Below are 22842 nucleotides of genomic sequence, written 5' to 3'. Positions count from 1 at the left end.
AGAAATATAAAAGAAATAGCCGACGCGCGGCAGCCCTAGCGCTGGCCGGGCAGGGCGGCATCGTCCGATTTCTGCAACATCTCGCCGACATAGTTGAGCGCGAGCCGTTCTCCCGCGAGCTCCGGCCTGGACGTTCGGTAGAGGCCCAACTCACCGGTCTGGCTCGCCCGCGGCGTCAGCTTGGCGATCGCGGCAGCGCTGAAATATTTCGGTGGGTAGAGATAGAAGTCCATCAGCGGCGTTTGCGACCCGCCGGGCTGCCGCTTCAGCACGGCAAGCGCGCGTGCGCCGGCCTCCGGATACAGCGCGGTCCAGCCGGCAAAGCTGCTCGCCAATATCTCAAGCGACAGGATCGCCGTCGCGATCTCGGCGAAGCCCTGGTTGGACTTCTTGGCGCTCCGGGTCGTCGAGGCCTTGCGCAGCCGCTGCCTGAACTCGTGGTGGCGTTCGATGAACGGCCCGAGCCGCGCTCGCCACAGCATGTCGGGCAGGCAGGCATAGCCGTGGATGTCGTGATAGCTCTCGATCAGGTTGCGGCACTGCGCCGTGAGATCGGTCGGCAGGAAATTCAGATCGATGTCGTCGATCTCGTCGTTGAGACCGACATCGTTTGCACAGTTCGTAACGTTTGCCACGATGCGCAGCGCTCCGTCTCGCTTGAAGCGAATGATTTCGCTTGATGCGGCAAGACTAACGAAGCGCCGCATATATCTTCGATGGAGGTGCGCGGCGATTTCCATAGCAATAAAATAGCGTGCGCATCGGCTCTGAACGCGCGTCGGTCCCGTTATTGCGGAAATGACACAGCTGGCCGCAAATCTCTCGCAGCGCAGCGCGAGAGTTCTGCAACACGTCACGGTTTTCGCCGAGTTCTTGAGCAAGCGCGTCAGCAAATGACGCTTCCGCACGCACGCGACGCGAAGATGATCATTCCGGCTATTTTATCTTAATGAAAGCGCGCGGAGACCCGTATCGCCTTTTTCTCAATGCCCCACGAAAGATTACACAGACGTTACACGCGAGAGCGCTCGAAGCGTCGGTAGCAATAGCTTGGGGCATCATCATGAAGAGACTGTTTTTGGCGGGCGTATCGTTGGCGGCGGTGAGCCTGCTCAACGCGGCACACGCGGCCGACGCCAATCCACCTTTGTTGAAGGCGCCGTCGTCGTCGACGTGCGATCCCTACAAGAATTACTCCTGCCTCGACGGTTATCTCGGCAGCGATTTCTTCACCCGGTTCGTGAACTACTACCGGCTGGAGTGGGGACACGACGCTGCTCCTTCGGATCCCAAGGCGCCGCCCGGCCGCCGCGACTATTGGCCTGCGACGCCGCAGAGCACGCCGCCGATGCCGTTCACCGAATGGCCCTATGGCGGTTCGACCAGCATCGGCGTGACGCGGCCGAGCTCGATCGACAGCCCGCTGATGGCGGCGCTCGGCACCACGCCTGCGGGACAGTGGATGAACGACGCGCACATCCAGGTCTACGGCTGGATCAATGCCGGCGGCAATCTGAGCTCGAACAGCGTACGCGGCGGCAACGCGCCCGCGGCCTATGACTACAATCCGAACACCGTCCAGCTCGACCAGGCGGTGCTCTATATCGAGCGGCTGCCCGATACAGTGCAGAAGGATCACGTCGACTGGGGCTTCCGCATCGCGCCGATCTACGGCGAGAACTACCGCTACACGACGGCATACGGCCTGTGGAGCAACCAGCTCCTGAACCAGAACAAGAACTACGGCTACGACCTGCCGATGGCCTATGGCGAGGTGTTCATTCCGCAGATCGCGGAAGGCCTGCTGCTGCGGTTCGGCCGCTTCATCTCGATCCCCGACATCGAAGCGCAGCTCGCGCCGAACAACTACATGTATACGCACTCGATGACGTATACGTTCGACAACTACACCAACACCGGCCTGCAGAGCACGCTGGCCGTCACCAAGAACTGGATGCTGCAATTGGGCGTGTCGGTCGGCAGCGACACCATGCCGTGGAACGCCGGCGCCAGGATCGCAAACCCGTTCCCCAATCCGCTGTTCCCCGGCACCACCATGCTGAAGGATCCCGGCGCGGTGCCGAGCATCACCGGCGGCGTGCGCTGGACCAGCGATTCCGGCAACGACAGCGTCTACGTGGTCGCCGACGCGATCAACAGCGGCACCTGGGGCTACAACAACCTGCAATGGTACGGCCTGACCGCGTACCACAAGTTCAACGACCAGTGGCACATCTCGTTCGAGACCTACAATCTGCACCAGAACAACGTGCTGAACGCCAACAATCCGGCGGCGATGGCCGCCTACAATGCGGGTGGTACGCCGTTCTCGCCGCAATACCTGCCGTTCAACGCGCCGGGTCTCGCCCAGTGCAGCAGCGCTGCGGTGTTCGCCTGCACGGCGTCGGTGCAGACCTATCTCGCCTACCTGAACTACAAGGCCTCGCCGCTCGACAACATCTCGTATCGCATCGAGTTCTATGACGACAAGCAGGGCCAGCGCACCGGCGTCAAGACGCGCTATGTCGAGACCGGCATCGGCTGGCAGCACTGGTTCTCGCCGCAGATCGAGATCCGGCCCGAGGTCTCCTACTACAAGTCACTCGATGCCAATGCGTTCAACGGCAATTCCAATCTCGGCATCGCCCCGACCAAGAATTTCGCTCTGATCGGCTCGGCGGACATCATCATTCACTTCTGACGCACGAGCGCGCCCGGCCGGCAGAGGCCAGCCGGGTGCGGCGTCAACCAGGGACAGGGGAACACCATGAAACGAATTCTTCTCGCATCCGCGGCGCTCGCGACGATGCTGGCGGCCGGCGCGCCGGCGCTGGGCGCCGACCTTCCGCTCTATACCAAGGTGCCTGCGGTCGCGGCGCCGGCATACGATTGGTCGGGCTTCTATGTCGGCGTGTTCGGCGGCGGCGGCTTCGGCAACCACAATCTCAACAACGCGCTCGGCCCGGCCGGCGCCGCCAACTACACGATCAACTATTCGTCGACCGGCGGAATCGCCGGCGGCGAGATTGGCTACAATGTGCAGAGCGGCAGCATCGTGGTCGGTGTCGAGGCCGACGGCTTCTGGTCCGGCATCAAGGGCAGTGATGTCGATCAGTTCAATGCCGGGACCTTGCCGATCGCATCTGTCGACGCGACCAACCTGCGCGACGGCTTCACGGTCCGTGCCCGCGGCGGCATTGCCGTCGACCGCTTGCTGCTGTTCTTCACCGGCGGCTGGGCTTATGGCGAATTCCAGCACACCAACACCGACCCGGTGTTCGGCATCGATCAGTTCTCGGCCAATCGCAGCGGCCTGACCGCGGGCGGCGGCCTCGCTTATGCGATCACCAACAACCTGATCGGCAAGTTCGAGTATCGCTACTACGACTTCGGCCGATACGAGCGCGCGGCGCCGCTGAATGCGCAGATTCCCTACACCGTCGACAACACCTACTCGGTCGTGACGCTCGGCCTCGACTACAAGTTCGGCGGGCCGGTGGTCGCGAAGTACTGAGTAGGGAGGAGGACGGTATGACAGTCGCGAGGTTCAAGCGGGCGTTACTGCGCAGCATCGTGGTTGCAGGTCTTTGCGCCGCGGTTGCCGGCTGCGCCAGTGAGGTGACAGTCCCGGCGACCGATGGCCCCGCCGGCAATCACATGCGCTACTATGGCGGACCGAAATCCCCGATGTGGTCGGGCCAATAGGTGTCCGAATTGTTCTTGATCGGATTCAGTCGGGTGCCGCTTCCTTGATCGACGCAACAGGCTGTCCAAAAAATCGGCAGCTGATGATTATTGTTGCGGTTCGGCGGATTTGGGAACAGCATCGCTCCTCATTAACGAGACGCCGGGCAGAGGCGTCGTTCGGAAACGCCTATTGCTATTCGGTGTCTCAGCCTCCTGGAGGGTGCGATGCTGAAGTCTGTTGTCATTCTGATCGGCATTCTTGCGATGTCCGGGTTGCTGGCGCCGGTCGCCCACGCCGGCGCCTCCGCCAGCGCGCCATCGAAATACGCACAGCGTTCGCAGCAGGTGACGAGCGTGCAGATGGTCCGGCAGGCCAAGCGGACCGACCCGCCGATCACGGAGTTTTCGGCGCAGGCAAAGACGGCGCCGTTTCACCGCTAGCCACCGATCGTCACGCGGATCGGCTCAGCTCAGCCGCTGCAAGGTCGCCTTCGGGCTCTCGCCGAACTTGGCGCGATAGGCGCTCGCCATCCGGCTCAGATGGGTGAAGCCGAGGTCGAAGGCGATGTCGACGATGCGTTCGCCGGGCCGCGCCGTCTTGAGGCGCGCGTTGAGATGCGCGAGCCGGATATCGAGCAGCATCTCGGAGACGGTGGTGCCGAAATGGCGGCGGAAGCCGAGTTGCAGCGCGCGGATGCCGGTGCCGGCGATCTCCGCGAGCTCGGCGAGATCCAGCGGCTCGGTCGCGCGGGTTTCCAGATAGGCCCGCACCCGCTTCAGCGCCGCCGGCTGGGCTTCGGTGCGGCCGTTGAAGACATCGATCGCCGAACTAAGGCTATGGCGCTGGCCATCGAGCAGGACGTTGAGAAACGACTCGCGCCAATCGGCCGACGCTACCGCGGACAAGGTCTTGCGGGTCCCGAGCTGCTCGGCCGTCGTCACGAGTTGCTCGATCCGGGCCGAGAGCGCCTGGCCGAGCGGCCCGCTCAGCTCGACGGCCGGATCGAACTCGATCGGCCGGACCGCCACGCCGCCAAGCGCCGCGGCGCGATGCTCCACCAGCTTACGGTCGAGCAGCAGGATGAGCTGGGCGCAGTCGTCGCGCCACGTCATTTCGGTCGGAATGGTCGGCGACAGCAATGAGGCAATGTGTCGAGGCCCAGTGGTGAGCTCGCGCGCGGCGGTCCGCACCGAGGCAGATCCGCACAGTGGAATCTGCAAAAGAAAGAACCGATCGAGGCAACCGGGATTGATCGCGACCGATCCGCCATACGCGACATAGTTGATCGAGAAGCCATCGAAGCCGGCGCAATTGTGGTGCGCGGAGAAATCGCGTTCGGAATGATCGACCGGCGTCAGATCGTGCGGACAGAAGATGCGGCCGATCGCTTCGGCCGCGTCGTCGACGCGCGCCGTCGCGACGCGCGCGAAATCCTTGAGCCTTGCCGAAACCTCGTTGCCAACAGCAGTCACGCCGGCCGTCCGGAGTTGTTTGAGGTCTAAAATATTGGCGAGCCTAGAGCATTCGCCGGCAAAGGGGAACGCTGTTTCGTCGCGCAAACTGCCCGATCTGAGCGCAGGCGGCTGCGGTGGCATTGGGCAGCAATCAGCCGGCTCGGTGCTCCCGCATTGCAGCATGATCGCGCCGGCCGCGGATTCGTTTATCGGCTAGACAGCCCTGCCGGCCGGCGACAGGCTCCGTGTCCGCACTGCACATCAACACTGGAGAGGCTGACATGGGCACGCTCGAGAAAGGCATTACCCGCACCGGCACCGGCTACGGCGGCAAGAGCTGGAATATCCTGGGCCAGGTCTACTATCCGAAGGCGGTCACCGACTCGACCTTCGCGTTCGAGACCAACAGCGATCCCGGCCAGTTCGTGCCGGTGCACATCCATCCGACCCAGGAGGAGTTCATCCTGGTGCAGGAAGGCGTGCTCGACCTCAAGCTCGACGGCGTCTGGGTGCAGGCCAAGGCCGGCGACCTCGTGCGTCTGCCGCGCGGCATTCCGCATGGCTATTTCAACAAGTCCGACAAGCCGGCACGCGCGCTGTTCTGGGTGTCGCCGATGCAGAAGCTCGAGGCGCTGTTCGAGAAGCTCGACAATCTGCAGGACCCCGCCGAGGTGGTGCGGATCTCCGCCGAGCACGAGGTGGATTTCCTGCCGCCGGAAGCCAACGACTAGCGCAGCAAACGACACCATCGCGCGCGAGGTGAATCGCCGGAGCTGGCTCCGGCGATGACGGGGACGCGTGCGCCGACGAAATTGGATCTGTTCATTCAACGCGGAGCGGTTTCATGGTCAAGCAGAAGCATGTGTGCGTGATCGGCGCCGGCATTTCCGGGCTCGCCGCCGGCAAGGCCTTTGCCGGGCGCGGCCACAAGGTGACCATCATCGAGCGCAGCGGCGACCTCGGCGGGGTTTGGGAGCCGGCGCGCTCCTATCCTGATGTGCAGACCCAGAGCCCGAAGGAACTCTATCGTTACACCGACAAGGCGATGCCGGAGGCCTATCCGGAATGGCCGAAGGGCCCCCAGGTCCATGCTTACTTGCGTGACTATGCGCGCAGCCACGGGCTCGACGGCGCGATGCGGTTCGACACCAAAGTCGAGGGCATGGCTCGCCGCGCCGACGGCAGGCCGGGCTGGACGCTGACGCTGCGCTCGACCGACGGCGCCACCGGCCACGAGGATTTCGACTTCGTCGCTGTCTGCACCGGGCAATTCAATGAGCCGCAGACCCTGCCGCTGGCGGGCGAGGACGGCTTCAAGGCGCAGGGCGGCATGGTCCTGCACTCTTCGCAATACAGCGATCCGGCGTTGGCCAAGGGACGCAGGGTCGTTGTGCTCGGCGGCTCCAAATCGGCGACCGACATCGCGGTGAACGCGGTCAATTCGGGCGCCAGCGAAGTCACCATCGTGTTTCGCGAGCCGGTCTGGCGGATTCCCTATTTTGTCGGCGGCCTCGTCAACTTCAAGCGCATCCTCTACATCCGCGCGCAGGAGCAGATGTTCGCGAGCTGGGGCATCGGTCCGTTGGCGCGCCTCGCGCATGTCGTCGCAAAGCCGTTCGTCTGGGCGAACTGGCGCGGGCTCGAGAGCATGCTGAAGATGCAGCTCAAGCTGAAGCAGTGCGGCATGGTGCCGAAGGAGCGGATCGAGGACGGCGTCAACTGCTCGGTGCCGATCGCAACCCCCGGCTTCTATCCGATGGTGGCCGACGGCCGCATCAAGGCGGTGCAGGGCACCTTCGACCATTACGAGGGCAACACCATCGTGACGAGCGGCGGCCAGCAGGTCGCGGCCGACGTGGCGGTGCTCGCGATCGGCTACAAGCTCGGTGTGCCGTTCCTGCCCGAGGAGTACCAGAAGAAGCTGGTGGAAGCCGATGGGCAGTACCGACTCTACCGGTTGATCGCCAATCCCGATCTGCCCGACATGGGCTTCGTCGGTTTCAATTCGAGCTTCTGCACCGTACTGTGCGCTGATCTCGCCGCGAACTGGCTGGTGCGCTATGCCGACGGGCAGCTCGCGCGGCAGCCGAGCGCGGCCGAGATGCACGACAACATCGCGATGATGCTGAACTTCAAGCGCGTCGAGCGGCCGGCTGCGGGCGTCTATGGCGGGCTGTGCGTCGCGCCGTACCACTTCAAGCATTTCGACGAGCTGCTCGCGGACATCGGCACCAGGGCCTCGCGCCGCAACCCGCTCGTCGAGAAGTTCACGCCACCGGACGCGGACGCCTATGCGCGCTTCCTCGCCACCGCGCCGGAGTACAAGGCGGTGGCGTAGCCACCGCCACGGAAGACCTAGTCGCGCCCGGCATCCAGGAAGGCCTGCGCCAGTCGCTGCGGGTTGGAGAAGCATAGCTCGTGGCTGCCCGGCACCTGGACCAGGCGGAACAGCCCGAGCTTCTGCGACAGCCGCGGATGCCAGGGCAGGCCGTGCGGCATCGCGGTGTCCTCCGTGCAGTTGACGTAGGATTTCGCGATCGGCATGTCGGCCGGATTGGTCCGTAGCGTGATCTTGTCCTGGAAGGTCTTGAGCGGGTGCGGATTCAGCTTGTCGTAGGCGCGCTGCGCGAGCTCGAGATCGGCATCGTTGATGAAGGCCTCGCGCCAGACCGGGAACGGCAGCACCACCGAGCCGTCGCCGCGCTCGGCATGGATGGCGTCGAACAGGCCGACATAGTGCGGCGGCACCATGTCGTTGAGGCACTCGCCATTGTTCGGCACGAACGCGTTCCAATAGACCAGCCGGCGGATGCGATCTGCCGCTGCATCGGCAACGCCGGTGATGACCATGCCGCCATAGCTATGACCGACCAGCACGATGTCCTTGAGGTCATGCTCGGCAAGATAGTCCACGATCGACTGGATCGCCTCGGCAAGCCCGGAGTCCTTGCTGTCGCCGGGGCGGTTACCCCTGATGGTCGGCGTGTGAACGACGTGACCGGACTTGCGGATGATCGCGGCAACCGGCTCGAACTCGGCGCCGGTATGCCAGGCGCCATGGACGAGAACATAGGTCGACATGTTGTACCTCCCTGCGTGGTTTGGTTAGATCGGTCGCGGCGTCCCGGATTGCCCCGGGATGCGCGCGGGTTTCCCTGCGGTTCCTGATGGATATTGACCCGGAGCCCGGGAACGCGCTTGGCTGTGACCGAACCGGATTGGGCTCGGAGTGAACTGATGCAGCAAATCGCCGCCGCGGATCGCTCGCGCGGGCTGAGCTGGGATACCGCGGACACCAGGCCGGGTGAGCAATTCGCCTATTATCGCGAGGCGATCTGCCAGGCCTTCATGAACCTGACGCCGGAGCCGCCGGCGACGCCTGGATTCCTGGCCCGGGTCGAGACCGTTGGGCTCGGCAATGGCGCGGTCAACCGGGTCAGCTTTCCCGAGCATGTGGTGCGGCGCTCGACCGCCGACATCGCCTCATCCAGCCGGCGCTGCTACTACCTCAATCTCAAGCTCGCCGGCCGCTGCCGCATCCAGCAGGCGGGGCGCGAGATCGGCCTGTCGCCGGGCCAGGTCGGAATCTTCGACAGCGGGCAGCGCTTCGCGCTGCTGCACGATCGCGGCCCCGCGCTCCAGGTCGCCTCGTTCTGGGTGCCGGCCGAGGCGCTGGATGAACGGCTGCCGTCAACGCCGGATGTCGCGCCGGCGCGGGTGTCGGATGATCCGTTCGTCGGTCACCTCATCGCCGAGACCGCGCAGGTGCTGAATGCGTCGGCGCTCCGCGCTTCGGACGCGGACAATGCACGGCTGTTCGGCGTGCTGCTCGACCTCGTCGCACTCAGCCTGTCGCGCAGCAGCCGCGCCGGCGTTGCCGAAAGCGCGAGCCTTGCCGATGCGACCTGGCTCGCGTTGCGCCGTGCCGTGGATCGCAGGCTGCGCGAGCCTGGTCTGGGCGTCGCCGCCATCGCGGCCGCGATCGGTATCAGCGAGCGCTATGTCCACAAGCTGTTCGAGCGGGCCGGCACTACATTCGCCAGCTATCTGATGGACCGTCGCCTCGACGGGGCGGCGCGCGACCTGAAGGACCCGGCGATCGCCGGCCGCGCGATCGGTGACATCGCATTCGACTGGGGCTTCTCCGACCTGTCGCACTTCACCCGGCGCTTCCGGCATCGCTTCGGCTGCACGCCGCGCGACTGGCGTCGCGGTTGAGCAACGTTCGGAAACAGCCATGGTCCAATCATTCACCTATCAAGTCAGCCCGATGCGCGTCGTATTCGGGACCGGCACGGTTACGCGGCTGGCCGACGAACTCGATCGGCTCGGCATCAGGCGCGCGCTGGTGCTGGCGAGCCGGCGGCAGCAGGCCGAGCTCGGCGATCTCGCTGCCCTGACCGGCGGCCGGATGTCCGGGGTGTTCGACGGTGCGGTGGTGCACACGCCGGTCGACGTTACCGAACGCGCGATGGAGACGGTCCGCAAGCTCAAGCCCGATGGCGTGGTTGCAATCGGCGCGGGCGCTGCGACCGGCCTGAGCAAGGCGATCGCGTTGCGCACCGATCTGCCGCAACTGATCGTGCCGACCAGCTATGCCGGATCCGAGATGACGCCGGTGCTCGGCCAGACCGTGGACGGCGTCAAGACCACGCAGTCGTCGCCGAAGATCCTGCCCGAGGCGGTGATCTACGACGTCAACCTGACGCTCTCGATGCCGGCGAAATTCTCTGCGATATCGGGCCTCAACGCGATCGCCCATGCGGCCGAGGCGCTCTACGCGCGCGACGGCAACCCGATCACCTCGCTGATGGCGGAGGAGGCGATCGCGAAGCTCGCCTCGTCGCTGCCGGAGGTGATCGACCGGCCGCGCGATCTCGATGCGCGCTCGGACGCGCTCTACGGCGCGTGGCTGTGCGCGGTGTGTCTCGGCACCGTCGGCATGGCGCTGCATCACAAGCTCTGCCATACGGTGGGCGCGCTGTTCGACCTGCCGCATGCCGAGACCCACGCCGTGCTGCTGCCGCACACCATCGCCTACAACACGCCGGCCGCGCGGGATGCGATCGGCCGTGCCGCGAAGGCGCTGGGAGCGGCTGACGCGGCCGATGGCCTGTTCGATCTGTCGGCAAGGCTCGGCGCGCCGCGCTCGCTCGCCGAGATCGGCATGCCCGAGGACGGCATCGCCAAGGCCGCCGCGCTCGCCACCAAGAACCCCTACTGGAATCCGCGCCCGATCGAGGCGGCCGGCATTGCCGATCTGCTCAGGCGGGCATGGGCCGGTGCGCGGCCGCAAGCCGGGTGATCAGGCGCCGATCGCGTTGCGCGCGATGACGTCGCGATAGAACGCCGCGCTTAGTTTCGGCATGCGGGCCTGGCTCTCGAAATCCACCCGATAGAGGCCGAAGCGTTTCTTGTAGCCGAAGATCCATTCGAAATTGTCCATCAGGCTCCACAGGAAATAGCCATGGACCGGGATGCCGTCGGCGGTCGCGCGCTGCAACTGGGCGAGGTAGTTGCGCAGGAACATGATGCGGTCGAGGTCGTAGATCTGCCCATCGGGCTCCACCTTGTCCTCGCCGGAGGTGCCGTTCTCGCTGATATAGATGCTCTTGATGTTCCAGAGCTTGGCTGCGATCCGCGGCGCCCAGTAGATCGCCTCCGGCGCGATCCGCAGCCAATCCGAATTCATATGCGGGAACGAGGCCGGCATCGGCAGCGGCTTCCACCCGGGCGCACTGTCGGTGGCGAGGACGTAGCAGTGCGGGGCGTAGATGTTGAGCCCGACGAAATCGTTGGGCTGCGCGATGATCTTCAATTCCTCGGCGGTGAATTTGGGGGCGTCAGCGCCGGCATATTGCAGGAAAGCCTCGGTGTACTTGCCTTCGAGGAGGACGCCGAGGAAGCCGGCATTGAGCTCGCGCGTCGCGATCTCGGTGGCGCGGATGTTCTCCGGCGTGTTGATCGCGGGCACGCAGGCTGTGATGTTCTCGGCCGGCCCGACCCGCGTGCCGGGCCGCCCTTTGGCACGGATCGCCTGCACCGCGAGGCCATGCGCCAGCGCGACATGGTGGCGGGCCTGGTTCACCTCGGCCGGCGGCAGCGTCAGCCCCGGCGCGTCGACGCCGAGCGCATAGCCGAACGGCAGGAAACGCCCGACCTCGTTGAGGGTGAAGATGTTCTTGACCCGGTCGGTCAAACGCTGCGCCACATAGCCCGCGTAATCGCCGAACGCCTTCGCGGTGTCGCGCGAGCGCCAGCCGCCGACGCGATCCTGCAATGCCTGCGGCAGGTCCCAGTGATAAAGCGTGGCGTAAGGCTCGATGCCGTTCGCGAGCAGCTCGTCGACCAGGCGATTGTAGAAGTCGAGGCCCTTCGGATTCGGTGTGCCGGTCCCATCGGGAAACACCCGCGGCCAGGCGATCGAGAACCGATACGCCTTGGCGCCGAGGTCCTTGATCAGGCGGACGTCGTCCTTGTAGCGGTGATAATGATCGGTGGCGCGGTCGCCGGTCGAGCCATCCTCGATCTTGCCCGATGTGTGGGTGAATGTGTCCCAGATCGACGGGCCGCGGCCGTCCTCGTTGACGGCGCCCTCGACCTGATAGGACGAGGTCGCGGTGCCCCAGACGAAGCCCGCGGGAAAGTTCGCGCCGTCGGGCCGCGCAGCGCGGTTCGCCGCATGCGCCGGAGCCGACAGGCCCAGCGCCGAGAGGCCTGCAAGGCCCGCAAACTGCCGGCGCGAGAATTTTTCGAACATGGTTGTCTCCGGTCGCCGGCCGTCGCGGCTGGAATGCCAGTTGCAGGTTAACCTTCCACCCGGCCGCAGAGCAACACGGGCCGAGAGACCGAGGCGGCGCGACGAGTGCGCGTCAATGGCTACGAGCCGCTACCTTGTCAATGTCGCGGAGTTGTCAGTTTTGCGGCGACATTTTCTCTACTAGATTGCCTGCTAGGTCCTTCCGCAATGAGATCTGAAAATCCCGAGATCCCGGTGAGCCGCGCGCGATGAACAAGCTTGCAATCCACGTCCGAACCGCGCTGCTGCGTCGTCTTGCCACGGCGATCGGCCTGCTGCTGGTCGCGGTGGCTGGCGCACAGGCCGAGCAGACATTCTCGTTCGATCGCACGCCCGGAAAACTGCCCAAGACGGTCGTCCCGCTGAACTACGCGATCGAGCTGACGCCGGATTTCACCAGCCTGGCGTTGCCTGGTATCGAGACCGTCGACATCGAGGTACGTGAGGCCACTGCGCAGCTGACGCTGAACGCGATCAGCACCACGTTTGCCGAGGTCACGATCGACGATGGCGCGCAGCGCGCAGAGGTCGCGACCGACGCCGCAACGCAGACCGCGACGCTGACCTTCGCCCAGCCGCTTGCGGTCGGGCGCCACAAGCTTCGTATCGCCTTCACGGCGCAGATCAACAAGTTCGGCACTGGCCTGTTCTCGGTCGATTACCCGACCCGGACCGGGATCAAGCGGCTGATCTCCAGCAAGCTGGAGCCGGCCGATGCAAGGCGGATCTTCCCGTGTTGGGACGAGCCGTCGTTCAAGGCGAGCTTTGCGCTGACGGTGCTGATCCCGCGCAATCTTCTCGCGGTCGGCAACATGCCCGTGACGAGCGAGCAGCCGGCCACCGGCGATCTCAAGAAGGTCGTCTTCGCACCGACGCCGAAAATGTCGACCTACCTGTTCGAGCTTACGGTCGGTGATCTCGAACGGATCACGGCGGATGCCGGTGGCGTCACGATCGGCGTGGTGACAACGGCGGGCAAGAGCGGGCAGGGCCGGTTTGCGCTCGACAGCGCGGTGCAGCTGCTCGCCTACTACAACGACTATTTCGGCGTGAAATATCCGCTGCCGAAGCTCGATTTGATCGCCGTTCCCGGCGGGTTCGGAGGCGCGATGGAGAATTGGGGCGCCATCACCTTCTTCGAAAGCCGGCTGCTGTTCGATCCTGCCACTAATGCGGAGACCGCGCGACGCGGCATCTTCGGCATCATCGCGCACGAGATGGCGCATATGTGGTTCGGCGATCTCGTCACCATGGCCTGGTGGGACAATCTCTGGCTCAACGAAGGTTTCGCCAGCTGGATGGCGACCAAGGCCTCGGCGCAGTTCTATCCGCAATGGCAGAGCTGGCTGAACGGCTATGGCGCCAAGCAGTTCGCCATGGCGCTTGATGCGCGCCGCACCTCGCATCCGGTGCAGCAGCCGATCGCCGATCACAGCGAGGCGGTCACGGCCTTCGACGCCATCACCTACAACAAGGGAGAGGCGCTGATCCGGATGCTGGAGAATTATCTCGGCGAACAGCCGTTCCGCGACGGCATCCGCAAATACATGGCAGCGCACGCCTACAGCAATTCGACCACGGCCGATCTCTGGCAGGCGCTCGAGACGTCCGGCGGCAAGACCATCACCGGCATCGCGGCCTCGTTCACCGAGCAGGACGGCGTGCCGCTGGTCGTGGCCGAGACGGCCTGCGATGGCGACGCGCAGCGCCTGACCTTGCGGCAGGACCGCTTCGTGATCGCACCGGCCAACGATCCGCCGCTGCCGGCCCATAGCTGGCAAGTTCCGATTGCGGTGGGACCGGCGCATGGCAAGGCCTTCGGCGAGATCCTGCTGAAGGGCAGCGCCGATATTCCAGCCGGCGCCTGCGGGGATGCGATCAAGGTCAATCTCGGCGATGTCGGTTACTACAGGGTGGAATATGGCCTGAAGAACCGCGGGGCATTGCTCAACGCATTCCCGCAAATGCAGGTGGAGGACCGGCTCAACGTCGTCTCCGATAGCTGGGCCTTGGTGCAGGCCGGCCGCGCCGAGCCGCCGTCCTACCTTGCGCTGCTCGACGCACTCGATGCCGCCGACCACCGCGCGGTTTGGGACCAGGTGATCTCGACACTTCTCACGCTCAACCGCCTGTCGCGCGATCGCGCCGAGCGGCCGGTGATCCAGGCCTATGCCCGCGCCAAGCTGCGCCCGGTGTTCGACCGGATCGGATGGGACGGACACGGAGCGGGCGACGACGACACCGCCTTGCTGCGTGCCAGCCTGATCTCGGCGCTTGGCGATCTCGGGGATGCCGCCGTGGTGGCGGAGGCGAGGCGGCGCTTCGCGGCGTTCCTCGATGATCCCAACGCGTTGCCGACCACGCTGCGCGATGCCGTCACCCATGTCGTCGGCATCACCGCCGATCGGACGACCTACGACAGATTGCTGACGCTGGCACGTTCCAGCACGGTCACCAATGAGCGGCTGCGCTACTACTTCGCCGCAGCCAGCGCCCGCGACACCGAACTGGCGCGCGCGACGCTGGCGTTGACGCTGACCAACGAATTGCCCGACACCATCGTCACCGGGATGATCAACGCGGTTGCGTCGGCGGGCGAGCAGCCGCAACTCGCCTGGGACTTCGTCCAGGCCAATTTCGACGCGCTGCTGGCCAAGCAGGGGCCGAGCTTCCGTGACCAGTTCGTGCCGAGCTTCATGACCAATTTCACCGACGAGGCCCATGCTGCGGAGCTTGCCGCCTTCGCCCCGTCGCAATCGACCAGCGGTGGCCGGGTGATGGTCGCGCGCGCCGTGCAGGCGATCGCGATCTCGGCCGATCTCTCCCAGCGGGTGCTCCCTGCCGCCGACGCCTGGATCAAGGCCCACAAGCCATGAGATTGCGAGGGAGTTTCCGGCGGCGCGCGATGCGGCTATGCTCGGTGCGCGGCATGCAATCAACGATGCGAGGTTGAGATGGTCAAAGGTTCCGATCTGCTGGTCGCTGCGCTCGAGAATGAGGGTGTGGAACGGGTGTTCGGCGTTCCCGGCGAGGAGAATCTCGACGTCGTCGAGAGCCTGCGCAAATCCTCGATCAAGCTGATCGTGACCCGCCACGAGCAGGCCGCGGCCTTCATGGCGGCGACCTATGGCCGGCTGACCGGAAAGCCCGGCGTCTGCATCACGACGCTCGGCCCGGGCGCGCTCAACCTCACGACCGGCGCGGCCTACGCGCTGCTCGGCGCGATGCCGATGGTGATGCTGACCGGGCAGAAAGGCATTCTGAGCAGCCGGCAGGCCAAGTTCCAGATCGTCGACATCGTCAACACCTTCCGGCCGTTGACCAAGCTGTCGCTACAGATCGTCAGCGGTGCGACGATTCCGACGTTGGTCCGCGATGCCTTCCGGATCGCGACGCAGGAGCGGCCGGGGCCGGTGCTGCTCGAATTGCCGGAGGACATCGCGGGCGAGGAGACCACGCCGGTCGACATGATCCCGCCGCATCCGATCGAGATTCCGATCGCGCATGCCGCAGCGCTCGATCGCGCCGCCGAGATGATCCTGAAGGCGCAGCGCCCGCTGATCATGCTTGGCGCCGCCGCCTCGCGCCCACGCTCGACCGCGGGCATCGGCGACTTCGTGCGGCGCACGAAAATCCCGTTCTTCACCACCCAGATGGGCAAGGGCACGGTGTCCGGCGGAACCAACCAATATATGGGGACCGCCGCGCTAAGCGAGCGCGACTACGTGCATGAGGCGATCGATCGCGCCGACCTGATCATCGCGATCGGCCACGACACGATCGAGAAGCCGCCTTTCATCATGGGGCCAAAGGGACCGCAGGTCGTGCATGTCAGCTACATGCCGGCCAATGTCGAGCAGGTCTATTTCCCGCAATGCGAGGTGATCGGCGATGTCGGGCCGAGCCTTGAATTGCTGGCCGACCGGCTCGAGGGCAAGCTGCCGCATGCCAGCGCGCTGCTCAGTTTGCGCGAGGGTATCTTGGCCAAGATCACTGATCGCGCCACCGAGGGCCGCTGGCCGCCGACGCCGCAGCGCATCGTGCACGATGTGCGGCAGGTCATTCCCGAGGACGGCATCGTCGCGCTCGACAACGGCATGTACAAGATCTGGTTCGCGCGCAACTACCGCACGCTGTTGGCGAACTCGCTGCTGCTCGACAACGCGCTCGCCACCATGGGCGCCGGCCTGCCGTCGGCGATGATGGCGGCGATGCTGTATCCGAAGACCCGCGTGCTCGCGGTCTGCGGCGATGGCGGCTTCATGATGAACTCGCAGGAGATGGAGACCGCGGTACGCCTCAAGCTCAACGTCGTGATCCTGATCCTGGAGGACTCCGCCTATGGCATGATCCGCTGGAAGCAGGCGGTCGACAATTTCCCGGATTTCGGCCTCACCTTCGGCAATCCGGATTTCGTCAAATACGCCGAGAGCTACGGCGCCAAGGGCTCGCGGATCGAGAGCACGGATGCGATCGTGCCGACCCTTGAGCGGGCGTTCTCCGGCGGCGGCGTCCACCTCGTCGTGGTGCCGGTCGACTATTCCGAGAACAAGCGGGTGCTGGTCGATGAGTTGCGCGAGAAGGTGCAGCAGATCGACGTCTCTTGACGCAATGCTGCAACTGCTACGGAACGAAAAGCCCTCGGCTTGATTGAAGGTAAGCCACCATGGTAGCACGCCGAGCGATCAAGCCATGGCATCACTCGTTGTGCTGATGGTCGGCGATACCAGATCTGAGAGGTCACGTGACTGCACCAAATCCCGCCGCCGGCAAACCCATCGATCCCTCAGCGCTTGTCAATGTGCCGCGGCTGGTCACGGCCTATTTTGCCGGCAAGCCGGACCCCAGCGATCCGACCCAGCGGGTTGCTTTCGGCACCTCGGGTCATCGCGGCTCGTCGCTGAAGAACTCCTTCAATGAAGACCATATCCTCGCGACCACGCAGGCGATCTGCGATTACCGGCGTGAGAAGGGGCTCACGGGCCCGCTGTTCATCGGCATCGATACCCACGCGCTGGCCGAGCCGGCGCTGGCAAGCGCGGTGGAAGTGTTCGCGGCGAACGGCGTCGAGATCATGATCGATGCGCATGGCGGCTACACCCCGACGCCGGTGATCTCGCATGCGATCCTGAGCTACAACAAGGGACGCAGCACGGGCCTGGCGGATGGCGTCGTCATCACGCCGTCACACAATCCGCCGGAGGACGGCGGCTACAAATACAATCCGCCGCATGGCGGCCCGGCCGACACCGACGTCACCGGCGTGGTCGAGAAGAACGCCAACCGCTACATCGAGGCCGGGCTGAAGGGCGTCGCGCGGATGCCGTATGACCGCGCGCGCAAGGCGGCGACCACGCATCTGCACGACTTCGTCACGCCTTACGTCGCCGACCTCGGCAACGCCGTCGACCTCGCGCTGATCAAATCCGCGGGCGTCAAGATCGGCATCGATCCGCTTGGCGGCGCGGCGGTGCATTACTGGCAGCCGATCATCGCGCGCTACGGGATCAATGCCACGGTCGTGAACAACGTGGTCGATCCGACCTTCCGCTTCATGACCGCGGACTGGGACGGCAAGATCCGGATGGACTGCTCCTCGCCTTTCGCGATGGCGAGCCTGATCGGGATGCGCGACCGTTTCGACGTCGCCTTCGCCAACGACACCGACGCCGACCGCCACGGCATCGTGACCCGTTCCAACGGGTTGATGAATCCGAACCATTTCCTCGCCACCGCAATCGCCTATCTGTTCGCGCACCGGCCGCAATGGAGCGGGAGTGCAGCGATCGGCAAGACCATCGTGTCGAGCTCGATCATCGATCGCGTCGCGAGGAAGCTCGGTCGCAAGCTGGTCGAGACGCCGGTCGGCTTCAAATGGTTCGTCGAAGGGCTCGGCAGCGGCGGCTTCGGCTTTGCCGGTGAGGAGAGCGCAGGCGCCTCGTTCCTGAAGCGCGACGGCTCGGCCTGGACAACCGACAAGGACGGCATCATCCTCGGCTTGCTGGCGGCGGAGATCATCGCCAGGACCGGCCGCGATCCCAGCGAATTGTTCAATGAGCTGACCGCCGAGCTCGGCGTGCCTTTTTACGAGCGCATCGACGTCGCGGCGACACCGAAGCAGAAGAACGCATTGAAGGCGCTCGGGCCCGAGCAGCTCAACATGACCGAGCTCGCAGGCGATGCGGTGCGCGCGGTCAGGACCAAGGCGCCGGGTAACGACCAGCCGTTCGGCGGCATCAAGGTCGAGAGCGACGCCGGCTGGTTCGCCGCGCGTCCCTCCGGCACCGAGGATGTCTACAAGATCTATGCCGAAAGCTTCCGCGGGCCGGATCATCTGAAGAAGATCCAGGGCGACGCGCAGGCCGCGATCGCCAAGGTGTTCTAAGGCACGGGGCCGGGCGGACGTCATGCGTGTATTGTTGACCGGCTCCTCCGGCTGGCTCGGCCGTTTCCTTGCGCCGCGGCTGCGACAGGCCGGCCACGATGTGACGGGCCTCGACGTGGTCTCGGGTGAGATGACCGATGTGATCGGCTCGGTGGCCGAACGATCGGTGGTCGATCGGGTTTTCGCCGATCACGGCATCGAGGCGGTGATCCACGGCGGCGCGCTGCACAAGCCCGACATCGCGCGGTTCTCGCCGCAGGTCTTCGTCGATGTCAACGTGTCAGGCACGCTCAATCTGCTACAGGCCGCCGTAGCTGCCGGCCACAAGCAGTTCGTCTTCACCTCGACCACGTCGCTGATGATCTCGCAGGCGATCCGCGACGAGGAAGGACACGCCGCGGTGTGGCTCGACGAGACCACGGCACCGCTCGAGCCGCGCAACATCTATGGTATCACGAAACTCACGGCCGAGGGGCTGTGCCGGCTGTACAGCCGCGAGCATGGGCTGAACTGCGCGGTGCTGCGCACCAGCCGTTTCTTCCCCGAGGACGACGACACCATCCGCGGCATCCATGGCGAGAACCTGAAGGCGACCGAGCTGCTGTACCGCCGCCTCACGGTCGAGGACGCTGCCGACGCCCATGTCGTGGCGCTGGAGAAAATCCGTGGCTTCGAGGTGTTCGTGATCAGTGCGCCGACCCCGTTTGCGCGCAGCGATGTCGCTGATCTGAAGACCGACGCGGCCGGCGTGATCGCGCGCCACTTTCCCGACGCGCCGGCGCTGTTCGCGCGGCAGGGCTGGCAGCTGCCCATATCGATCGGCCGGATCTACGATGCTGGCAAGGCTGAGCGACTGCTAGGTTTCCGCGCGGTAACCGACTTTGCCGCGGTGCTCGGCGCCCTGCGCAGCGGCGAGCCGCTTCCCTTTGCCCACGATCCCGATTATGTCTCGCCGTCGACGAGGCTCGCAAATGGCTGATTTCCACGGCGTCTTTCCCTATCTGGTGTCCCCGGTCGATCCCGCCGGCCATGTCCGCACCGAGGTGCTGGGCCGGCTCTGCGACGACCTGATCAAGGCCGGCGTCCACGGGCTGACGCCGCTCGGCTCGACCGGCGAGTTCGCCTATCTCAACAATGCGCAGCGCATGCAGGTGGTGGCGACCACGATCGAGGCCGCGCAGGGCCGCGTGCCGGTCGTGGCCGGCGTCGCCTCGACCTCGACGGCCGATGCGGTGGCGCAGGCCAAGGCCTATCAAAAGCGGGGGGCTGCCGGCATCCTTGCGATCCTGGAGGCGTATTTTCCGCTCGGTGACGCGCAGGTGGAAGCTTATTTCCGCGCCATCGCCGACGCGGTCGATATTCCCGTCGTGATCTACACCAATCCGAACTTCCAGCGCTCCGACCTCACACTCGACGTCATCGCGCGGCTCGCCGGGCACCCGCGGATCGGCTACATCAAAGACGCCTCGACCAATACCGGCCGCCTGCTGTCGATCATGAACCGCTGCGGCGATAGCCTGAAGGTGTTCTCGGCCTCCGCCCATATTCCGGCCGCCGTGATGCTGATCGGCGGCCATGGCTGGATGGCGGGCCCGGCCTGCATCATCCCGCGGCAGAGCGTCGAGCTCTACGACCTGTGTCGCCGCGCCCGTTGGGACGAGGCGATGGCCCTCCAGCGCAAGCTCTGGCGCATCAACGAGGCATTCGCCCGTTTCAACCTCGCTGCCTGCATCAAGGCCGGGCTCGTGATCCAGGGCTACGACGTCGGCGACCCCGTGCCGCCGCAGGCGCCGCTCACCGCCGAGCAGCGCAAGGTGGTCGAGGCCGCGCTGCGGGATCTCGGCTGAAACCGGCTTGCGCGTTGCATTGGTTCTCACCACTTCGTCATTCCGGGGCGAGGCGAAGCCTCGAGCCCGGAATCCATAACCACCATCGGGAGTATGGATTCCGGGCTCGCGCCAAAGGGGCGCGCCCCGGAATGACGCCGGTGGTGGTTGTCTAAAGCCAACAATCCGCTAAAACCCGCCGAAATTTCTGAACTCAAGGACCATTCGATGAACATTCTTCCCGGCAATATGCGTTTTGGTGCGGGCCAGCCAGTCAAGCGTCTGGAAGACCAGCGGCTGGTCACCGGGAAGGGACATTTCATCGATGACAAGCCGGAGGACGGCGCGCTCTGGCTGCACGTGCTGCGCTCGCCGCATGCCCACGCCAACATCAAGTCGATCGACGCCAAGGCGGCGTTGGCGATGCCGGGCGTCGAGGCGGTCTATACCGGCGCCGACCTCGTCAAGGACGATATCGGCACCTTGCCGACGCTCGCGATCTTCAAGCGGCCCGACGGCTCGCCGATGACGGTGCCGCCGCGGCGCCTGCTGGCGCATGAGGTCGTGCGCTATGCCGGCGAGGGGGTTGCGGCCGTGGTCGCGACCTCGCGCGTGCTGGCGCAGACCGCGGCCGAGGCGATCGAGGTCGATTACGAGGTGCTGCCCTCGGTGGTCGAGCCGGTCGAGGCGATCAAGCCGGGTGCGCCCGCGGTCTGGCCGGAGGCGCCCGACAACATCGTGGCCGCGATGAGCTATGGCGATGCGGCCAAGGTCGAAGCGGCCTTTGCCAGCGCCGCGCACAAAGTGTCGCTCGATCTGGTCAGCCAGCGCCTGGTGCCGTCGGCGATGGAGCCGCGCTCGACCATCGCCGAGATCGAAAAGAAGACCGGACGGCTCATCCTTCATGTGCAGTCGCAGACCCCGGGCTCGACCCGTGACCTGCTGGCGGAATCGATCCTGAAGCGGCCGAAGGAGAGCGTGCGGGTGCTGGTCGGCGACATCGGCGGCGGCTTCGGCCAGAAGACCAGCCTCTATCCGGAAGACGGCGTCGTCGCCTATGCCGCGACCAAGCTGAACAAGAAGATCCGCTGGCGCGGCGACCGCACCGACGAGTTCGTCGGCGGCACCCATGGCCGCGACCTCACCTCGACCGGCGAGTTCGCGCTCGACGCCAAAGGCCGCGTGCTGGCCTATCGCGTGCGCTCGATCGGCGGCACCGGCGCCTATTCGTCGGGCACCGCCAACATCATTCCGTTGGTGCTCGGCCCGTTCGTGCAGACCGGCGTCTATGACCTGCCGCTGGTGCATTTCGAGGTCAAGTCGGTGATGACCCACACCGCGCCGGTCGGCGCCTATCGCGGCGCCGGCAGGCCCGAGGCCGTGTTCATCGTCGAGCGGCTGTTCGATGCCGCCGCGCGCCAGATCGGCATGGACCCGCGCACCATCCGCAAGGTCAACTACATCAAGCCGGCGCAGCTGCCCTACACCAACGCGGTCGGGCAGGTGTATGACTCCGGCGCCTTTGCGCACATGCTGGAGCGCGCCTCCGATCTGGCCGACTGGAACGGCTTTGCCGCGCGCAAGAAGGCGGCGAAGAAGAAGGGCCTGCTCTACGGCCGCGGCCTGACCAGCTACATCGAATGGACCGGCGGCCGTGCCCATACCGAGAAGGTCTCGCTGCACGCCACCGCCGAGGGCCGTGTCATCTTGCATTCCGGCACCATGGCGATGGGGCAGGGCCTCGCCACCACCTACACCCAGATGGTCGCCGACTCGCTCGGCGTGCCGATGGACAAGATCGACGTCATCCAGGGCGACACGGATCTGGCCACCGGTTTCGGCAGCGTCGGCTCGCGCTCGCTGTTCGTCGGCGGCACCGCGGTTGCGGTCTCGACCAACGACATGATCAACAAGGCGCGCGACAAGGCTTCCAATTTGCTGGAAGCTTCCGTCGGCGACATCGAGTATCGCGACGGCTTCCTCACCGTGGTCGGCACCGACCGGCGCATCAGCCTGTTCGAGATCGCGGCCAAGGAGAACGGCGCCAAGCTGTCGGTGGACAGCGAGGGCGAGGTCGACGGGCCGAGCTGGCCGAACGGCACCCACATCTGCGAAGTCGAGATCGATCCCGAGACCGGCGTCACGCGGGTGGTGCGCTACACCACGGTCGACGATGTCGGCATCGCGGTCAACCCGATGCTGGTGACCGGCCAGATCCATGGCGGCGTCGCGCAGGGCATCGGCCAGGCGCTCTATGAGGGCGTCGCCTACAGCGAAGAGGGCCAGCTGCTCACCGCCAGCTACCAGGATTACTGCGTGCCGCGCGCGGACGACATTCCGCCGCTGTCGGTGACGCTCGACCCCTCCGCGCCGTGCAAGACCAACCCGCTGGGCTCGAAAGGCTGCGGCGAGTCCGGTGCGATCGGCGGGCCGCCCTGCATCACCAACGGCGTGATGGATGCGTTGAGCGAGGTCGGGATCAAGCAGCTCAACACGCCGCTGACGCCATCGAAGATCTGGCAGGCGATCAGGGACGCGAAGGCGGGGGCGGCGTAGGCCCGTCCTCTCTCCACCCGTCATTCCGGGGCTCGCGCAGCGCGAGCCCGGAATCCATCGGGCCTCATGACTTGCGGCTTGATGGATTCCGGGCTCATCGCTTCGCGATGCCCCGGAATGACGGGAAGAGGGGA

Annotated in this window: 18 protein-coding genes; 14 read left to right on the top strand and 4 right to left on the bottom strand. The window is 65.4% G+C overall.

Annotation, left to right across the window (positions count from 1 at the left end; all coding sequences use genetic code 11):
• Window positions 1-35: 35 nt before the first annotated feature.
• Window positions 36-635 (bottom strand): hypothetical protein, encoded by a 600-nt coding sequence (locus CWS35_RS35630; protein WP_157817323.1) that lies wholly within the window; start codon window positions 633-635, stop codon window positions 36-38.
• Window positions 636-1063: 428 nt separating this feature from the next.
• Between CWS35_RS35630 and CWS35_RS35625 the strand changes: the two genes are divergently transcribed.
• The 4 genes from CWS35_RS35625 to CWS35_RS35615 all read left to right on the top strand — a co-directional run bounded on the left by CWS35_RS35625 (window position 1064) and on the right by CWS35_RS35615 (window position 4128).
• Window positions 1064-2701: an outer membrane beta-barrel protein gene (locus CWS35_RS35625; protein ID WP_029879847.1), complete on the top strand. Its 1638-nt coding sequence runs from the start codon at window positions 1064-1066 to the stop codon at window positions 2699-2701.
• Window positions 2702-2767: 66 nt separating this feature from the next.
• A complete protein-coding gene (locus CWS35_RS35620) occupies window positions 2768-3514 on the top strand; it encodes an outer membrane protein (RefSeq protein WP_100955728.1) in 747 nt (248 codons plus the stop codon).
• A 17-nt stretch (window positions 3515-3531) separates the two neighbouring features.
• A complete protein-coding gene (locus tag CWS35_RS39290; RefSeq protein WP_157817322.1) occupies window positions 3532-3705 on the top strand; it encodes a hypothetical protein in 174 nt (57 codons plus the stop codon).
• Window positions 3706-3912: 207 nt separating this feature from the next.
• Entirely contained in the window at window positions 3913-4128 is a 216-nt protein-coding gene (locus tag CWS35_RS35615; RefSeq protein ID WP_100955727.1) for a hypothetical protein, read from the top strand.
• 24 nt (window positions 4129-4152) lie between these two features.
• Here the strand turns inward: CWS35_RS35615 and CWS35_RS35610 are convergent, their stop codons facing one another.
• Window positions 4153-5160, bottom strand: a complete 1008-nt coding sequence (locus CWS35_RS35610) for an AraC family transcriptional regulator (RefSeq protein WP_100955726.1) — start codon at window positions 5158-5160, stop codon at window positions 4153-4155.
• A gap of 263 nt (window positions 5161-5423) precedes the next feature.
• Between CWS35_RS35610 and CWS35_RS35605 the strand changes: the two genes are divergently transcribed.
• Together CWS35_RS35605 and CWS35_RS35600 are read left to right on the top strand one after the other, a co-directional pair.
• Entirely contained in the window at window positions 5424-5873 is a 450-nt protein-coding gene (locus CWS35_RS35605) for a cupin domain-containing protein (RefSeq protein ID WP_024583823.1), read from the top strand.
• A gap of 113 nt (window positions 5874-5986) precedes the next feature.
• Complete coding sequence (locus CWS35_RS35600; RefSeq protein ID WP_100955725.1) at window positions 5987-7480, top strand: NAD(P)/FAD-dependent oxidoreductase; 1494 nt, start codon at window positions 5987-5989, stop codon at window positions 7478-7480.
• A gap of 17 nt (window positions 7481-7497) precedes the next feature.
• Here CWS35_RS35600 and CWS35_RS35595 read toward each other — a convergent pair whose 3' ends face one another.
• Window positions 7498-8223, bottom strand: coding sequence for an alpha/beta hydrolase (locus CWS35_RS35595; RefSeq protein ID WP_100955724.1), 726 nt, complete (start codon window positions 8221-8223; stop codon window positions 7498-7500).
• 156 nt (window positions 8224-8379) lie between these two features.
• Between CWS35_RS35595 and CWS35_RS35590 the strand changes: the two genes are divergently transcribed.
• Complete coding sequence (locus tag CWS35_RS35590; RefSeq protein WP_100955723.1) at window positions 8380-9360, top strand: helix-turn-helix domain-containing protein; 981 nt, start codon at window positions 8380-8382, stop codon at window positions 9358-9360.
• 19 nt (window positions 9361-9379) lie between these two features.
• Complete coding sequence (locus CWS35_RS35585; RefSeq protein WP_100955722.1) at window positions 9380-10447, top strand: maleylacetate reductase; 1068 nt, start codon at window positions 9380-9382, stop codon at window positions 10445-10447.
• Here CWS35_RS35585 and CWS35_RS35580 read toward each other — a convergent pair whose 3' ends face one another.
• Entirely contained in the window at window positions 10448-11902 is a 1455-nt protein-coding gene (locus CWS35_RS35580) for a GH1 family beta-glucosidase (RefSeq protein WP_100955721.1), read from the bottom strand.
• Between the two features lie 248 nt (window positions 11903-12150).
• On the opposite strand from CWS35_RS35580, the gene CWS35_RS35575 reads away from it, so the two are divergent.
• The 6 genes from CWS35_RS35575 (at window position 12151) to CWS35_RS35550 (ending at window position 22708) form a co-directional block, all read left to right on the top strand.
• Window positions 12151-14817, top strand: coding sequence for a M1 family metallopeptidase (locus CWS35_RS35575; RefSeq protein ID WP_100955720.1), 2667 nt, complete (start codon window positions 12151-12153; stop codon window positions 14815-14817).
• A 78-nt stretch (window positions 14818-14895) separates the two neighbouring features.
• A complete protein-coding gene (locus tag CWS35_RS35570; RefSeq protein WP_024583816.1) occupies window positions 14896-16548 on the top strand; it encodes an acetolactate synthase large subunit in 1653 nt (550 codons plus the stop codon).
• A gap of 137 nt (window positions 16549-16685) precedes the next feature.
• Window positions 16686-18326, top strand: coding sequence for a phosphoglucomutase (alpha-D-glucose-1,6-bisphosphate-dependent) (gene pgm / locus CWS35_RS35565; RefSeq protein ID WP_100955719.1), 1641 nt, complete (start codon window positions 16686-16688; stop codon window positions 18324-18326).
• 22 nt (window positions 18327-18348) lie between these two features.
• Window positions 18349-19305, top strand: coding sequence for an NAD(P)-dependent oxidoreductase (locus CWS35_RS35560; protein WP_100955718.1), 957 nt, complete (start codon window positions 18349-18351; stop codon window positions 19303-19305).
• Entirely contained in the window at window positions 19298-20173 is an 876-nt protein-coding gene (locus tag CWS35_RS35555; protein WP_100955717.1) for a dihydrodipicolinate synthase family protein, read from the top strand. Before CWS35_RS35560 ends, CWS35_RS35555 begins: the two co-directional genes overlap by 8 nt.
• Window positions 20174-20380: 207 nt before the next feature.
• Window positions 20381-22708, top strand: a complete 2328-nt coding sequence (locus tag CWS35_RS35550) for a xanthine dehydrogenase family protein molybdopterin-binding subunit (RefSeq protein ID WP_100955716.1) — start codon at window positions 20381-20383, stop codon at window positions 22706-22708.
• The last annotated feature ends 134 nt before the right edge of the window (window positions 22709-22842 follow it).

The sequence above is a fragment of the Bradyrhizobium sp. SK17 genome (assembly GCF_002831585.1).
In the GTDB taxonomy this organism is placed as follows: domain Bacteria; phylum Pseudomonadota; class Alphaproteobacteria; order Rhizobiales; family Xanthobacteraceae; genus Bradyrhizobium.
This window is presented reverse-complemented; position numbering and strand designations above follow the sequence as displayed.

Bases quoted from the DNA above. Each gene is read 5' to 3' on its own strand.
- CWS35_RS35570 (WP_024583816.1), top strand. From the start codon at position 14,896: ATGGTCAAAGGTTCCGATCTGCTGGTCGCTGCGCTCGAGAATGAGGGT.
- CWS35_RS35595 (WP_100955724.1), bottom strand. From the start codon at position 8,223: ATGTCGACCTATGTTCTCGTCCATGGCGCCTGGCATACCGGCGCCGAG.
- CWS35_RS35555 (WP_100955717.1), top strand. From the start codon at position 19,298: ATGGCTGATTTCCACGGCGTCTTTCCCTATCTGGTGTCCCCGGTCGAT.
- CWS35_RS35590 (WP_100955723.1), top strand. From the start codon at position 8,380: ATGCAGCAAATCGCCGCCGCGGATCGCTCGCGCGGGCTGAGCTGGGAT.
- CWS35_RS35575 (WP_100955720.1), top strand. From the start codon at position 12,151: ATGAACAAGCTTGCAATCCACGTCCGAACCGCGCTGCTGCGTCGTCTT.
- CWS35_RS35560 (WP_100955718.1), top strand. From the start codon at position 18,349: ATGCGTGTATTGTTGACCGGCTCCTCCGGCTGGCTCGGCCGTTTCCTT.
- CWS35_RS35615 (WP_100955727.1), top strand. From the start codon at position 3,913: ATGCTGAAGTCTGTTGTCATTCTGATCGGCATTCTTGCGATGTCCGGG.
- CWS35_RS35625 (WP_029879847.1), top strand. From the start codon at position 1,064: ATGAAGAGACTGTTTTTGGCGGGCGTATCGTTGGCGGCGGTGAGCCTG.
- CWS35_RS35580 (WP_100955721.1), bottom strand. From the start codon at position 11,902: ATGTTCGAAAAATTCTCGCGCCGGCAGTTTGCGGGCCTTGCAGGCCTC.
- CWS35_RS35620 (WP_100955728.1), top strand. From the start codon at position 2,768: ATGAAACGAATTCTTCTCGCATCCGCGGCGCTCGCGACGATGCTGGCG.
- CWS35_RS35550 (WP_100955716.1), top strand. From the start codon at position 20,381: ATGAACATTCTTCCCGGCAATATGCGTTTTGGTGCGGGCCAGCCAGTC.
- CWS35_RS39290 (WP_157817322.1), top strand. From the start codon at position 3,532: ATGACAGTCGCGAGGTTCAAGCGGGCGTTACTGCGCAGCATCGTGGTT.
- CWS35_RS35605 (WP_024583823.1), top strand. From the start codon at position 5,424: ATGGGCACGCTCGAGAAAGGCATTACCCGCACCGGCACCGGCTACGGC.
- CWS35_RS35600 (WP_100955725.1), top strand. From the start codon at position 5,987: ATGGTCAAGCAGAAGCATGTGTGCGTGATCGGCGCCGGCATTTCCGGG.
- CWS35_RS35585 (WP_100955722.1), top strand. From the start codon at position 9,380: ATGGTCCAATCATTCACCTATCAAGTCAGCCCGATGCGCGTCGTATTC.